The following is a 14,856-nucleotide window of genomic DNA, read 5'->3' as shown; positions in this document are numbered from 1 at the left end:
GGAATGCCTGACTGTACACCGGATCGCCCGGCGCCTTCCAGTCTTGTCTACATCAGCTCGCGCACGACGCGCAGGCCGACGATGTCATTGCACAGCACGGCCGAGAAACCGTTGCGCAGCGCCGAGCGCAGGTAACGCGGGTTGTACAGCCACGAGCCGCCGCGCAGGATGCGGCGCACCTGGTCGCCGCCCGTTTCCCAGGCGCTGCCGTCGCCCGGTGCGCCGTCATAGTTCTCGTGCACGACGTCCTGCACCCATTCCCAGACATTGCCGTGCATGTCGTGCAGGCCCCAGGCGTTCGGTGCAAAGGTGTCGACCTTCGTGGTGCCATGCCGGAACTCGCCGCGCGGTCCGCCGTTGTAGGTAAATGTGCCGTCGAAATTGGCTTGCGTCGTGGCGATCGTGTCGCCCGTGTTGAACGCGGTCTTCGTGCCGGCGCGGCACGCGTATTCCCATTCGGCTTCGCTTGGCAGGCGATAGCGCTTGCCCGTCGCTGCGCTCAGCCACGCCACGTATTGCAGCGCGTCGAACCACGTCACGCCGACCACCGGATGGTCGTCGGTCTGCGGGAAGCCAGGCGCGGCCCAGTCGACCTCGCCGGCCGGCTGCCAGCTGCTTGCCTGCGCGAAGACGCGCCACTCGCCCACCGTCACCGGATAGCGGCCCATCGCAAACGGGCGCTCGATGCCGATCCAGTGCTGCGGCGTTTCACGCGCGATCCAGTTCTTCTGCGAACCGGCTGCCATCGCGATGCGCCGCTCGTGCTCGGGCGAGCCCATCTGGAAGCGCCCCGTCTGGATCAGCACCATCGCCGGGCCACTGCCACTACCGTCAATGAAAGCGTCGCGCAGGATGCCGGTGTCGGCGACCGGCGCCGCCGCTGCTGACGCATCTGCCACCACCACAGCCGCCGCTGCGTCGGGCGCCCGTTCCTGGCTGACAGGCTCGCTCACCGTGCCCGCAGCAGCATCCTCGCGCGCCTTTTTCTGCTGCGCCAGATAGGCTGCCGCAGCCTTCAGTTGCGCGGCCTTGCGCACGGCTTCTTCCTTGGCCGCCTGGGTCTTGGCGACTTCTTCATCGCGCCGTGCCAGCAGTTGCTGGCGCAGCGATTCCTTGCGCGCCAGGCGTGCCTGTTCGGCCTCGAGCCGCTCGCGCCGCTGATGCTCGCGCAGCTGAACGCGGCGCTGCTCGTCCTGCTGCGCCTTGATGACGGCGGCCGCCTCGGCCTCGATCGCGCGCCGCGCAGCCAGTTCGCGCGCCACGCGTTCCTGCTCGATGCGCTCGCGGGCGTCCTGCGCCGCCAGTTCGACGGCCGATGGCCCGGCCGCCGCCCGGATCGCCGCCAGCAGCGCGTGCACGCTGGCCGGGCGCACCGCCGGATCGCGCCCGAAACCGGCGCGCAGCACTTCCCACTGGCGCGCGCCCAGCGTTTCGGGCACGGTGCCGCCCGGCTCACCAGGCAGCACGCCGGTGAGCAGTTGGTGGATCATGACCGAAACCGCATACACGTCCAGTGTGGGTTCCGGCGTGCGCCCTTCGATCACCGCTTCCGGCGCGCGGTAGCCGGCCGTGCCGGACGTGGCCGGTGCATCGAGCTTCGACGCCGGGCCGCTGGCGCGCGCGCGCGCCGCGATGCCGAAGTCGAGCAGCTTGACGTCGCCCTTGGTCGTGACAAACACATTGCCGGGCTTGATGTCGCGGTGGACCAGATGATGCCGTTCCCACGCATAATCCAGCGCAGCAGCGACCGGGTCGAGCAAGGCCAGCACGCGCGCCAATGGCAGGCGGCCTTCGCGCGCCAGCACGGCGTCGAGGTCCTCGCCTTCGAGGTATTCCATGATCAGGAAAAAGCTCGACGTGGCCGGATCCTGCGCCCATTCGTAGACGCGGACGATGTGTTCGTGCGCCAGGCGCCGCGCGCGCGTGGCTTCCTGGATCAGCAGCTTGGCGTGGCTGGCGGCGGACGTCGCATGGGCCGGCAGGATCTTGAGCGCCACCTGGGCGCTGTGTCCCAGTTCGGCGTGCGTGGCCAGATCGGTCGCCTGCCACACCTGGCCCATGCCGCCATGCGCGATCAGGCGTTCGAGCCGGTAGCGCCGGTTTTGCGGGCCGATTTCCTGGCCCGTCATCAGGCCGATTTCGGTGCCGGGACGCGCAGCAGGCGCGGACGAGGACGCGTCGTACAGCGCATCCGGATCCGCAGGCCGCTCGCCCGGCTGATAGGCCGCGTCGAGGATCGCATTCTTGCGCAGCTCGAACTCTTGCCGGCTCAGCAGGCCGTCGTCGTGCAGTGCGCGCAGTTCGCGGATCTTGTCGATGGCTGTTTGCATTGATCGATCAGGCAGACGGCGCCCCGCCGCAGGCGGCGCACACGCGATCGTCGCGTTGCAGGGCGTGACCGTGCACGCACTGGCGCGCGCCCGCCACACTGGCCTGCGCATGCAAGGCGGCCTTGTTCACGTCGTTCTGCAGTCGCAAGAGGTCGAGCTGATGGCGCCGGTCCTTGTCTACTTCGCCTTCCCGGCGCGCCTGTTCGTCGCACACCAGCTGCGCTGCCGCGCGCGCTGCTTCGCCCAGGTCGACCTTGCCAGCGCCAGCCACGCCGGCCAGCGCCGTCAACTGGTCGGCATCCATATCGGCATGCACGCGCGTTTTGAGGTAATCGGCCAGCACGACGGCATTGGCGGCGTCGGCCAGGGCCAGCTTGGCCGTGTCGTCCATCGCGCCCAGCGCCGCGGCGCGCTCCATCGCCAGGCGGGCAAGCGCGATCTCGTGCGCCCGCTCCCCCGCGCGGGCGGCTTCGCCCAGGCCGGCGCGGCGTTCGTCGGCATGCAGCGTCACGTCCTGCAGCGAGCGCGCCTGCAATGCTTCGAGCTCGATCGTGCGCTGCAGTTTGTCCTGCTGGGCTTCCGCATCGAGCTTGCCGGCGCCGCGCCGGGCGCCTTCGATGCGCTGGCGCGCCTGCTCGTCTTCCCATTCCTGCGTGCGCCCGGCCTCGCGCAGGCGCGCGTCGTTGGCCAGCTTCAGGGCCTGGTAGCGCGCCTGGTACTCGGCTTCATCGATGTCGCGCATGCGGCGCGCCGCTTCGGCTTCGCTCTCGCGCAGGCGAATGAGTTCGTCACGCTGGCGCGTGGCGTCCTCGATCAGGCGCGCCTGGTCGATCTTGTGGCGGATCTGCTGCTGCAGCAACTGCTGCGAAAAGCGCTGCTGCGCCGACTGGCGCGCATGCTGCGCTTCCTGCTGGGCACTGGCAACTTCGGCCCGCATGTGCACGCCGGCCAGCGCGCGCAGGTGCTGCCACTGCGCTGCTTCGTCGGCGCGCTGCGCCCCCTTTTGCGCGGCCTCGTGCTGCAGTTCGGCCAACACTTCACCGGCGCCCTGCGCCAGCGCCTGCTCACGCGAGTTCGCTTCGAGGATGCGGCCATACAGTTCGATCTGGCGTGCGCGCACGCCATGTGCGCGGTCGGCGCCCTGCAGCGACATCTCGGCACGTGCGATCGCGTCGTCCTGGCGCAGCTCGGCGCGCCGGATGCGCAGGCGCGCTTCTTCTTCGCTGCGCTTGATGCCCTGCCATTCTTCGGCCGTGTACAGCTCGTCCAGGTGACGCTTGTGCGCCAGTTGCACGTGCTGCTCGTCGGCCGCAAGCCACATGCTGCCCACGCGCGCGCGGTTGGCGTCATATTTGTCGTGGCGCAGCTCCACCGTCTGCACGCTCGTCGCGGCCAGGCCGTAGTCGGCCAGCAGGAGCTTGAGGCCGCCCTGCAGGCGTTCGTCGAGTTCTTCGCGCAGCGCGCCGCCTGCTGCCATCTCGCGAATCGAGCGCGCGCCGATGAATTCCAGCGCCAGCTGGCGCACCGGGTGCGCGAGCAGTTCGCGCAACTCGGGCGTGCCGATGGTGCCGGGCGTGGTCATGAAGTGGCGCGCAAAGGCCGGGACGTTTTCAATTTTGATGCTGACCGTGAAGCGCACCGAGATCGCGAGCTGCTCACAGGTGGGGATGTCGTCGAACTCGAATGGCACCGGCAGCGCCGTCGTGCGCGTGACGAGGATTTCGGCGTGCTGGTCGCGCAGCAGATGGTTCAGGCGCGTGAAGAAGCCTTCGAGTTCGTATTCGCCCTGCGGCACTTCGGTCGCCTTGTCGCCCTGCAGGATGAAGCCGCGCGCGGTGGCCGGCACGCGCAGCGTCTTGACGAACAGCCCGGACAATTCGCGCAGGCCAAAGAACACGGCCAGTTCATCGGGCGCGGGCACCCAGCGGTTCTCGACCAGCACCGGCTTGCTGCGCGGCGCCCCCAGGATCACGCCGCAGCCCGCGCAGTAGCGTGCATCGACCCCATTCTTGCGCTCGCACCGCGGGCAGCTGGCGCCGTTTACTCCGAACATGTGCAACATAGCTGACTCCGTTTTCTCTCTTGCCTTCTGCTTGCCAACCCGCTGTCGAACCTGTCGACGAACCTGCCGACGAACCTGCTGATTCTAGCAGCGCACGATCTGTGGCCGCGGTGCGCTCGCGCACGCCCGCGATGTCAAACCCGTGATCTCAAATGATGCCGATGCGCTCAACACACGCGAGGCTCGCGCCGCGCGCACGCAACGCTTCGCGCATGCCCTGCGGCAGCGCTGTTTCCCATGCCTTGGGCAGCAGGATGCGGTCGCCCGGCCCAGCTTCGCGCAGGATCAGCGCGCACTTCGGCGCCAGCGCGTCCACGGTCTCGACCTTGCCAGCATGCCATGCGCTCGACGTGCCAGTGGCGATCACCCGGCCCCGCGCCATGAATTCACGGCCGCGCGCGATGCGGTCGGCCATCACCAGCGCAAGGCCGTACGAGTCACCGGAAAAACCCGTCTCGCCAAAGCGCACCGTGGTTTTCCACTGGCCCTGGCCGCGGCCGTCGAAGTGACGGGCGCCGGCCAGCACGGCCCGCACCTGGCCCTGGCGCAGCGCGTCCAGGTCGGGCACGCTGATGGCATCGTCGTCAGTCTCCATGGCGCCGGCCAGTGGCCGCACGCTCACGTCGACCCAGCCGAGATCATCGTGGTCACCGCCGCTGTGCAGCGGGAACCAGGCGCGCGCGCTCGCTGTCGCTGCACCCGGATCGGGCTGGCCGGTCAGCGCGCCCAGGTGCGGCAAGCCGTCCGGGCCACCGGCCAGCACGCCGCCGGGCACATTGACCAGGGCACGGCCATCGATCCGTCCCAGGTGCCAGGCGTCGGACCAGCCATTGGCCACCACGGGTCGCGCTGCCTGAAACACGCCGCGCACGATGCGGTCGGCCAGCACGGCGGCCAGTTCCCAGTCGCGCGTGGCCTGATCGAACGCGCGGTCGGCGCTGAGCACCACCTGGTCGCGGCTGTCGTAGCGCGGCTCGGTATGGCGCGCCAGGCGCACCACCTGCTGCATCCGCTCGGCCTGCGCCGGTGCGCCGGGCACGCTGCACTTGACATCGGCGCGGCCCGCGCGCGGGCGGCGCGTCGCGGTAATCGTCAGCATGCTGCCGTCGGGCAGGATGGTCCGGCAGCTCGCTTCGAACACAGGCGTCGTCATGCCGTCACCTCGTCCTGCACGTGCGTGACGCGGCGTGCGCCAGTTTCAAGCTCGAGATTGGCAACGATGCGGTCGGCCTCGTCGAACAGCACGTCGAGCGGCCCTTCACCAGCCACTTTCATGCGCGCCAGCAGCGCCCACGCTTCATCGAGCGCGGCGGCGGCGCGGCGGCTGTGGCGCGCGCGGCGCAGCTGCTCCTCAAGTGCCAATGGCTGGCCCGGCGCAGCCAGTTCGAGCGCCGGCATCGTGCCGACCGACAGGCTGACCAGGTCGAGCCGGCGCAGCAGGTCCTGGTGCTGGCGGAAGCGACCCTGGTCGGCCGGCAGCACCGCCATGCGCACTGCACACATCAGGCACGGCAGTTCCAGGAACAGGCGCCGCAATGCACGGGCATCTTCGCAGGCCGGCATGAATGCTTCGGCTGGCATTGCAGCCGCTGGTTCGGCCGATGCTGCCGCAGTAACCGGGACGGCCTGCGCCGCCAGCCGTGCTTCGAGCAGCGCCGGGTAATCGTGCGTCGCGCCAAGGTCGACCGGCACGCAATCGTCGACCGTCACACCGAAACGCGTGTACATCAACTGGTTGAAGCCGGACCGGAACGTGTTCCATTCTTCGAGCGTCGTGCAGGGCGGCAGTTCGAGATTGCCCTGGGCCAGCTCGCGCTGCAACGCCGTTTGCGCCAGCGCGCCAAAGCCCGCGAGATCGACCGCGCTGCCCGCCTCACTGGCCAGGAACAGGTCGAAACGCTGGTGCGTGGCGCGCGGATCGCTGGCGTCGACGGCAAAACTCACGCGCAGGCCGATCTCGGGCGCGCCGGCAAAAGGAACGAGATCGCAGGTGTACGGCCCCGGATGGACGCACCAGGCGGTTTCCCCATCGAGGGCTGCGATGCGGCTGCCAGCCGCCAGACGACGACTGCGGCCACCACGGTCGACCAGCACGGCAGCGCACGGCGCAGGAATGGTGATCCCGGCTGGCGCCGGCAACGCGATTGCCACGCTGCCAAGCAGGGTCGCGTCGAACGCGTCCTGCCGTGGCGGGCGTCGCAGGGGATTCCTGAACAGTGAACCTAGCATCGTTATCCTTGAGCGAATTCGGGAACTGCACTATGTGGATGGGGGCACGGGCATCACATCGAAGCGCGCGCCATGCCGTTGAAAATGGACCGACGGGGACGCTGCAAACGGCCACGGGCCTTCGCACTCGCCGTCCGCGTCCAGGCTGCCCTGCACGATCATGCTGCCAGCGCCGTCGCGCACGGCGATCGTCGCGCGCGTTGCCAGCAATTGCGCGGCGCCCGGCGCGTCCATGTCGAGTTGCACCACCACGCCGGGAACGCCGCCCTGGTCGACGAAGTGCAGGCGCCACATCCGGTCATCCGTGCGCAGCACGTCCAGCGGGGCGCCGCTGTCGGCGGCGCGCAAGAGCCCCGCGCTGCCGGTCCAGGTCATGTGCTGCGTGCGGCGCACATCGGCCAGATGGCGCATGCGGCGCAGCGTCAGGGGCGACGCTTGCAGCGCCGCGCGTTCGCCCTGCGTCAGCGGCCGGCTGCCGCTAAGTGCCTGCAGCAGGACGGCGTCGGCCAGCATCAGGCCATCGCCTTCCACGCGGCGCGCCAGCAGCGCGCCGGCCTGCAGTTTGCGATCCAGGTTCGTCATGCCCATCGTTGTTCCTCCTGTAGTCCAGCCACCTCGTTCAGACGCAGTATCGCGGCGTCGCGCCGCTTGCGCAGGGTTGGCAGCGAGACGCCGTCCAGCTGGGCCAACTGGCCCATCGTCGGCAATTCGCCCGTGGCGGGGTCGCACCATTCGGAAGGATAGCAGTCGTCGAATGGCCCGAGCAGCTTGAGGTACACCGCGAGGCGTACCGGCAAGCTGTCCTGCGCCAACCGGCGCGCCGCCCAGCTGGCGCGGTCCTCGACCGTCGCTGCCACTACCAGGTAGTTGGGGGGCAGTGAAACGCAGGGCGCGATGGAGGTCAGTGGTGCAGTCACTGGCGCGTCGAATTCAGGATCTGCATCCAGATCGATGTCCAGTGCTTCCTGGCGCGCTTCGAGGATCTGGTCCGGGCCCGGCGTACTGCCCTGTTCGGACTCGTTCAGCACGCGCCAGTAATCGTCGAGCCAGGCATCGGCCGCGCTGGCGTCCTGCAACCAGTCGCTGTCGCGGTTGGCCGACAGCGCGTCGTACTCGCCGATTTCGCGCAGCATTGCGCCGATCTTCTCAGGACTGCTCTTCAGGCTGGCGAAGCGTTTCGAGCGCGTGTGCAACGGCCCGGGTGCGCCGGCGTGCGCTTCCAGGCTTTCGCTCCAGCGCATGATCCATTCGGGCTTGCAGTCGCCGATCGAGCGCAGCTGGCGCACTTCGATCGGCATCGCCTCGACGCTGCGGCCCAGGATCGCGCCGACCTGCGCCGCGTGTTCGCGCCAGCTCTCGAACAGGCGCGCGATGTCGTGGTAGGCCGTGTCGAGCATCCGGTAGGCGTACATGCGGTTCGGGCTGCAGGGCCGGCCGCATGCCACCTGATAGTGATCGCTGTCGACCTTGTCGCGCAACACCGCATACAGGTCATTGAATTTCTTGCGCAGCAGCGCTTCGCCGCCAGGTTGCGTCCAGAACGGGCCGATGCGCGCAGCTTCTGTGGCCAGGGCCGTGCACAGTGCGGCCCAGTCGGCGGGCCGCGCCTGCAATTCGTAGACGAGGCTCAGGGCCAGTTCGGCGGTGGTTTCGCCGTAGCTGTTGCCGGGGGCATGCGCCCGGCTGCCGCCCGCGTGCAGGATGGGTGCGACTGCCTCGACGTACGCGGCCAGCGATTCGTCCGTATCGGCGCCCTGAAGACTGGCGGGGTCGATGCGGGCGAGCGCCTGCAGGGAACACTGACCCAGCAACTTGCGGACCTGCTCCCAGCCGTGCTCCTGATACCGGGTCCCCGGTAAACGCATACCTTCCTCGTCCTCGATTTCGCTGCGCACGTGTTGCACAGTGAAATAGATGATGCCATACAACTACAGCATTCAGGCGCGATGGAGACCCCTATTTGTGCCTCTTTTCCAACGACTGCCCGGCCATGGATGCCAGCAGGGCCGCCACGACCGGCGCCGCGTGACCGCCGCCCGTCAGCGCCGAGTGGCTGACAAAGGCGGCAAATGCCAGCCGGCGGGTCTGGCCCGGCAAGCTGCCCGGCTCCAGATAACCCATGAACCAGACCGTGGCCAGCTCGTCGTTGCCGACCGGCGCGGTGCCGGTCTTGCCGTACAGGCCGGGGCGCAGCGCAGCGAATGCCGGAGCGCGGAATGCACCGGCCGCCGTGCCGTAATCGATCACGCCCTTCATGCCGGCGCGTACGCGGTCCAGCCGTACCGCAAGAGGCGCGCCCTGGCCGGATGCTGCATCGCGGCCGTCGAGCGCCAGCAGCAGGCGCGGTGTCACGCTGCGCCCTTCGCCGACACTCGCGGCCACCAGCGCCATCTGCAGGGGCGTGGTCTGCATGCGCAGGCCGATTGCCATCTGGCGCAGTTCATGCCGGCTGTGGACCGGATCGAGCTGCGACGCGGACGCCGACAGCGCATCCCAGTCGCCCCATCGATAGTCCGGCGGCAGTAAGCCGCCATCGAGCCGCAACGGCTGGCCAAAGCCCAGGCGCGCCGCCATCGCGGCCACCGGCCGCGCGGCGTCGAGCGCCCCCGGCTCCAGCGCGGTAGCGCCAGGCATGCCGCCATCGGGCTGGCCGAGTAGCGTGCGGTCGCTCAGTTCACCGGCCCAGGCGAACCACGTATTGACACTGTGCGCCATCGCGCCGGCCAGCCCCAGGCGACCGTCTGCGGCGCGAGCACCGGTGATCTGGTCACGGAAATTGGTGATGCGGGCGCGCGTGCCGCCCGCCGGGTAGCTGGGCGCATCGGTGCGAAAGTCGTAGCCGCCATCGCCCGCGATACGGTCGACCTGCGCCAATGGCAAGCCGCCCAGCAGCGCATCGAGTTGCTTGTCGCCGCGCGCGGCCTGCTCGAGTCCGAGCGCGGTGATCACCTTGAACGTCGAGCCGGGCGCGCGGTGGGCGCCGCCGTCATGCTGGAATGCGGCGATCCGCAACGGGCTGCGCGCCGGATCGGCACGGTCAAAGTCACGCACCTCGGGCCAGTTGTCAGGCGCAGCACTATTTCCACCACTCGATGCGGCGGTCAGGATGTCGCCCGTGCCGGCGTCGAGCAGCACCAGGCCGGCGCGCCGCTCGGCGGGCGCGGACTGGGCGCCACGGCAAACGCGCCCATCCCACTGGCCACCCTGCTGGCCGATGCAGTCGAGCAGCACCTGGGCCCGGGCTTGCAGCGTCAGATCGAGCGTCAGGCGCGCCGCATGGTCGCTCCCGCCCAGGCGCGCCAGCATGCCGGCCACGCTGCCGTCGTGCTGGCGGTGCACGCCCAACAGTGGCGCCAGGCCAGCCAGCGTGGCCTGGACCGACGGCGCGCCATCCTGCCACAGGGCCTCGCCATTGCGGTCGACCAGGCGCACTGCGGCGCCGGCGGGCCGCACGCTGCGGCTGCCGGCAGGCAGCGCCTGCCATGCGAGTGCGCCCCGCTCGACCTTCAGATGGCGGTACGCGGCGTCGGCACCGCCGGACAACCTCGCCAGGTCGAGCGGCTCGATCTCGACTTTGACCGCCGTCGCGCCCGGCAACGGCGACAGCACCAGGTGGGCCACGGCGCCCGCATCCGGACAGGCGCGCCCGTCGCAGACGCCACGGGCCGCCACCGTGGCGCCCAGCACACTGCGCACACGGCCGGCGACCAGCAGTTCCAGCGGCTTGCCTTCTGCTCGTGTCTTGAGGATTACGAGGCTGTCACGCCGCCCGCCCTCCCAGCCGCCGACACGATTCCACGGCGCCCAGTCTTGCGGCAACTGCGCGAACAGGCGCATCGCCGCCAGTGGCAAGCCGGCCTCGCGCACGGCCGGGCTGCCTGCCACTGCTGCTTGCCAGATTGCCGTTGCGCCGGGCCGCACGCGCCACGCCACCAGCCGCCGTTCGCTGTTAAATACGCGCACCTGCTCGCGCACGAAGGCGCCGTCGGCGCGGTGATGCAGGCGTTCGAGCAGGCGCCGGTCACCGGCGTCGAGTTGGAAATGCTGCCAGCCGGGCAGCGGCGCGCGTACGGATTCGTCGGCCTGAAGCCAGGCCAGCAAGTCGCGCGGCGCCAGTTCGATCAAGCCGTCGCGGCCAAGGCGCAGCAGCCCGCGCGCCCGCAGCGCCTCGAACAGCGCCTGGTCTTCGAGGCCGGCGCCCGCGACCAGCGGCACGGTCCAGACGCCGGGACGCAAACGGAGCAACACTGGCGCACCCGCTGCAGGAAATGCCTGCACGAGCGCCGTCGCCGCCCCCTGTTGACCAGGTTGAAAATGCTGCAGCACCAGCTCACCAGCCTGCGGGCAGGCGCTGCTTGGCTGGCGCGTGAAGCGCAGCGCTTCGCCGCGCCACAGCAGCCAGCCCGCACCGCCCAGCGCGGCCTGACCCTGGCGCGCATGCGTGGCGACCCCGCCCGATGCGTCGCCGATCCAGCTGGCAGTCCCGAAGCCGGCATTCCAGGCGATCGCCAGGCCGGCGCCCGCATTGCCTGTGATATCGATGCGCGGCATGCCGGAACCGTCACGCGCGAGCAGCACGCTGCGTGCTGGTCCATTGCTGCTCCGCGCGAGCGCGGCCGCTTCGCCGAACGGATAACCGACGCGCAGCGGCAGCAGCCGCCCGTTCGCCGGATCGAGCATCTGTGTGCACAGGTCGACCCGCACCGCCGGCCCGGCCTGCATGCCGCTGGCAATGACGAGCGCCAGCGCGCCACGCTGCGTCAGCGATACGCCGCTGTCCGTCGGCACGACGAGCTCCAGGCCCGGCGCCAGCGGTTGCAGCGCCGCCAGCGCCTGCGCGCCGGGGACGTCCTGGGCATCGTTCGGCAAGGCACGCGCGTGCAGCGCCAGCGCGACCGCGCCGCCCATCACCAGCGCCAGCGCAGCCCAGGCCCAGGCGGGACCAAGCGAGATGGTCCAGCCCCGGCGCAGATTGCGGGCACGCCGCCGCGCCGTGCGTGACGCGGCGATGTTGCGGGTCAGGGTGGCGAAGGGGCCGGTCATGCACGAGTCCAGTCGGTAGCGTGGCGCCCATGCGCCCTTGCGCAGGACTAGCGGAGGGCTGGTGAAACCGCTGAGCGGAGTAACGCTGCAAGCGCATGGTCAGGGCCGCCCTGATGCAGCTCACCCCCCGTTTTCTGCGGCTCGTCGCACGCCGCTGGAAGCCCCGCGGGGACACGCCTACAGTACACACATCGACACACCACTTAACCACCAAGGAGAAGCAAAATGAACGTCCTCAAACACATGGAAGCCGTCTTCATCGCCGCCGCCCTGATCGCCGTTCCTGTCGGCTATCTGGCCAAGGTATCGGACGCCAACGCCACCGCCTTCAATGCCAGCAGCGCAGCCATTGCCAGCGGCGCCAAGGTCGCCACCGTAACTGTCACCGCCAAGCGCCTGAGCAACGCCGAGAAGTCGCAGTTGCTGGCGCTGGACACCGTCACCGCAGCGAGCCGGCTGTGACTGCGGTTTGTCGTCGCGGCGCTGCCCACGGGCCGCGCGCGGCGGCCAGGTGGACGGACAACGCCACCAAACTGTGTCAGATGTAATAACTTGCTTCAGGCTTCGCGTCACCGATCCCGGATTGCTATATTCCGCTTATCCGCTTACGGATCTGGAGACGACCATGAAATCCCCGCTTATTCTTGCAGCCCTGATCGCCATTGGCGCGGCTGCCACCATCCCGCTGTCTGCACAGGCCCAGCCACATGTCTCGGTCGTGATCAGCAACGCCCCGCCCGCCCCCATCTACGAGCGCATCCCCGGTCCGCGTCGCGGCCACGTCTGGGCGCCCGGCTACTGGGAATGGCGCGGCCATCGCCATGACTGGGTGCCCGGCCACTACGTCGTCGCGCGGCCCGGTTATGTGTACGCGCCGCCGAGCTGGCACCATCGCGGCAACCGCTGGGTGATGGAACCGTCGCGCTGGAACCGCGGCCCGGGCCACCACTACGGCCCGCAGCCAGTGTATGTGCGCGGCCATGACGGCTATGACCGCGACCGCGGCTATCGCGACCACCGTGATCGGGATCGGCATCACGGCAACGGCCGCGGGCGCGGACCGGACTTCGATCGCGACGGCGTCCCGAACTACCGCGACCGCGATCGCGACAATGACGGCATCCGCAACCGTCACGACCGCGACCGCGATGGCGATGGCGTGCGCAACCGCCATGACAGCCGTCCGGACAATCCTTATCGCCGTTGATCCACGCTGTTAATTCATCTCCTGGCGTTTCAGGTGCTTGTCCAGAAACGCCAGGATCTTCGCGCTGGCCTCGGTCTGGTTTTTCTTCTTCGAGAAACCATGGCCTTCGTCATCGAACACGACATACTCGACGTCGACCTTGTTCTTGCGGACCGCTTCCACGATCTCGTCGCTCTCGGGCCGGATCACGCGCGGATCGTTCGCGCCCTGGATCACCATCAGCGGCTTGATGATGCGGTGCGCGTGGAACAGCGGCGACGTCTCGACCAGAAATGCCTTGTCCTTGACCGGGTCGCCGATCTCGTCATACAGCGCCTTGCGCTGCGCTTCCCAATACGGCGGAATGCTCTCGAGCGTGCGCACCCAGTTGCTCACGCCAAAGATGTCGATGCCGACCTTGAACGCCTCGGGCCGGAATGCCAGCGCTGCCAGCGTCATGTAGCCGCCGTAGCTGCCACCCATGATGCCGATGCGCTCGGGATCGATGTACGACTGGCTGGCCAGCCACGTCTTCGCTTCGATGCAATCCCACAGCGGCTCCATGCCGTGCTTGCGATCGTCCGCGCGGAAGAACGTCTTGCCATAGCCCGAGCTGCCACGGTTGTTGATGCCCAGGACTGCGTAGCCGTGATTGACCAGGTACTGGAGCTGCGCGCTGTAGCCACGCATCGTCTGTCCGCCCGGCCCACCGTGCACGTACACCACCGCCGGCACTTTGGCGTTCGGCGCCGCGCCTTTCGGCTTGTAGTAGATCGACGGGATCACGGTTCCGTCGAACGATTTGAAGCGCACGACTTCGGCTTCCACCAGGTCGTTCGCATCGATGGCCGGGTTCAGGCTGCGCGTGAGCTGGGTGGTCTTCTTGCTGGCAAAGTCATGCACGTACAGGTTGTTCGGCGAGCGGTCGCCATTCAGATAGAACGCCATCAGGCGACCACTGGCCGAAAACGTCACCTGGCGCATCTCGCCGCCCGGCAGTTTCGGCAGCGTGACCGGTTTGCCGGCGGCGTCGAACACGCGCACGTCGATGCTGCCGTCGCGGTTGACGATGCTGACCCGGTTGGCGCCGTTGCGCGAGTAGCTGGTGTCGAGCAGGTCCCAGTCGGCTTTCTCGACGTCGCTCGTCGCGCCACTGGCCAGATCGTATGCGGCGATGCGCGTGAACTCGCCGCCGGCATTGGTGGTGAACAGCAGGCGCTTCGATTGCGGATCGAACGTGGCCGCCGAATGGCTGGCCGGCGCCGTGTGCGGCGTGATGTGCTTCATTGTGCGCGTCGGCAGGTGGTACACGTAGACGTCACTGTCGGACGTGGTGCTGGACTTGTCGAACGCGAGCCAGTTGCCGTCGCGGCTGATGTCCGAGACATTCATACCGCTGTCGTTCTGGTACACCATCGTGCGGTCGTAGCTGCCCGCGTCGTACAGGTAGATGTCGAAGAACTTCGGATCGCGCTCATTGGTGGCGACGTAGAAGCCGCTGCCGTCGGGCTTCCAGCCGGCGAACGAGGCCTTCAGTTTGCCGGGCGTCAGGTCGCGTTCCTTGCCGCCCGGTTCGAGCACGTACAGGTGATTCTGCTCGTCGCCACCCGTGTCGCGCGTGAACAGGATGCGGTCGTCGTTGTAGAAGTAGCCCACCGCATAGGTGGAATCGACGGTGGACGTGGTCAGCGCGCGCGGCGTGCCGCCGCCCACGGGCAGCGTGTACGCGTTGAAGATGCCGGAGGCGTTACTGCTGAACAGGATCTGCCGCTCGTCCTTGCTGAACGAGGCGCCGGTCACGGACGTCGTCGCCATGAACTGCTCGATCGTGTAGCGTTTGACGTGCTTGCCCGGCTTGAGCGGTGCTTTCGCCAGCGGCTGCGCGCCGGGTTTTTCAACCGGCGCCGTGGCATGCAGCGGCATCGACACGATGCCGACCAGCACGGCGAACAGGGACAATCGGACTGCATGGCGGGACGGACGCATCGCTTCTCCTCAGGTTGGAC

General features: G+C 68.7%; 10 protein-coding genes. 2 read left to right on the top strand and 8 right to left on the bottom strand.

The window, feature by feature from the left end:
- Nucleotides 1-47: 47 nt before the first annotated feature.
- The 7 genes from AC56LW_RS22375 to AC56LW_RS22345 all read right to left on the bottom strand — a co-directional run bounded on the left by AC56LW_RS22375 (nt 48) and on the right by AC56LW_RS22345 (nt 11,664).
- A complete protein-coding gene (locus AC56LW_RS22375; protein ID WP_499637761.1) occupies nt 48-2,330 on the bottom strand; it encodes a bifunctional serine/threonine-protein kinase/formylglycine-generating enzyme family protein in 2,283 nt (760 codons plus the stop codon).
- A gap of 7 nt (nt 2,331-2,337) precedes the next feature.
- Nucleotides 2,338-4,392: a hypothetical protein gene (locus AC56LW_RS22370; RefSeq protein ID WP_499637758.1), complete on the bottom strand. Its 2,055-nt coding sequence runs from the start codon at nt 4,390-4,392 to the stop codon at nt 2,338-2,340.
- A gap of 148 nt (nt 4,393-4,540) precedes the next feature.
- Nucleotides 4,541-5,545 (bottom strand): hypothetical protein, encoded by a 1,005-nt coding sequence (locus AC56LW_RS22365; protein ID WP_499637755.1) that lies wholly within the window; start codon nt 5,543-5,545, stop codon nt 4,541-4,543.
- Nucleotides 5,542-6,621, bottom strand: coding sequence for a hypothetical protein (locus AC56LW_RS22360; RefSeq protein WP_499637752.1), 1,080 nt, complete (start codon nt 6,619-6,621; stop codon nt 5,542-5,544). The genes AC56LW_RS22365 and AC56LW_RS22360 overlap by 4 nt, the downstream gene beginning before the upstream one ends.
- 30 nt (nt 6,622-6,651) lie before the next feature.
- Complete coding sequence (locus AC56LW_RS22355; protein WP_499637749.1) at nt 6,652-7,203, bottom strand: hypothetical protein; 552 nt, start codon at nt 7,201-7,203, stop codon at nt 6,652-6,654.
- Nucleotides 7,200-8,486: a hypothetical protein gene (locus AC56LW_RS22350; RefSeq protein ID WP_499637746.1), complete on the bottom strand. Its 1,287-nt coding sequence runs from the start codon at nt 8,484-8,486 to the stop codon at nt 7,200-7,202. The genes AC56LW_RS22355 and AC56LW_RS22350 overlap by 4 nt, the downstream gene beginning before the upstream one ends.
- Nucleotides 8,487-8,577: 91 nt before the next feature.
- A complete protein-coding gene (locus AC56LW_RS22345; RefSeq protein WP_499637743.1) occupies nt 8,578-11,664 on the bottom strand; it encodes a penicillin-binding transpeptidase domain-containing protein in 3,087 nt (1,028 codons plus the stop codon).
- A gap of 225 nt (nt 11,665-11,889) precedes the next feature.
- Between AC56LW_RS22345 and AC56LW_RS22340 the strand changes: the two genes are divergently transcribed.
- Entirely contained in the window at nt 11,890-12,126 is a 237-nt protein-coding gene (locus tag AC56LW_RS22340; RefSeq protein ID WP_499637740.1) for a hypothetical protein, read from the top strand.
- A gap of 163 nt (nt 12,127-12,289) precedes the next feature.
- On the top strand, nt 12,290-12,871 hold the full coding sequence (locus tag AC56LW_RS22335) for a YXWGXW repeat-containing protein (RefSeq protein ID WP_499501953.1): 582 nt from the start codon (nt 12,290-12,292) through the stop codon (nt 12,869-12,871).
- A gap of 9 nt (nt 12,872-12,880) precedes the next feature.
- On the opposite strand, the gene AC56LW_RS22330 is transcribed toward AC56LW_RS22335, so the two are convergent.
- Entirely contained in the window at nt 12,881-14,836 is a 1,956-nt protein-coding gene (locus tag AC56LW_RS22330) for a S9 family peptidase (RefSeq protein WP_499637737.1), read from the bottom strand.
- Nucleotides 14,837-14,856 lie beyond the last annotated feature (20 nt).

The organism is Telluria sp. LT2P80 (genome assembly GCF_059685955.1).
Note: the sequence above shows the minus strand (reverse complement) of the source record. Positions and strands in the feature narration are given on the sequence as shown.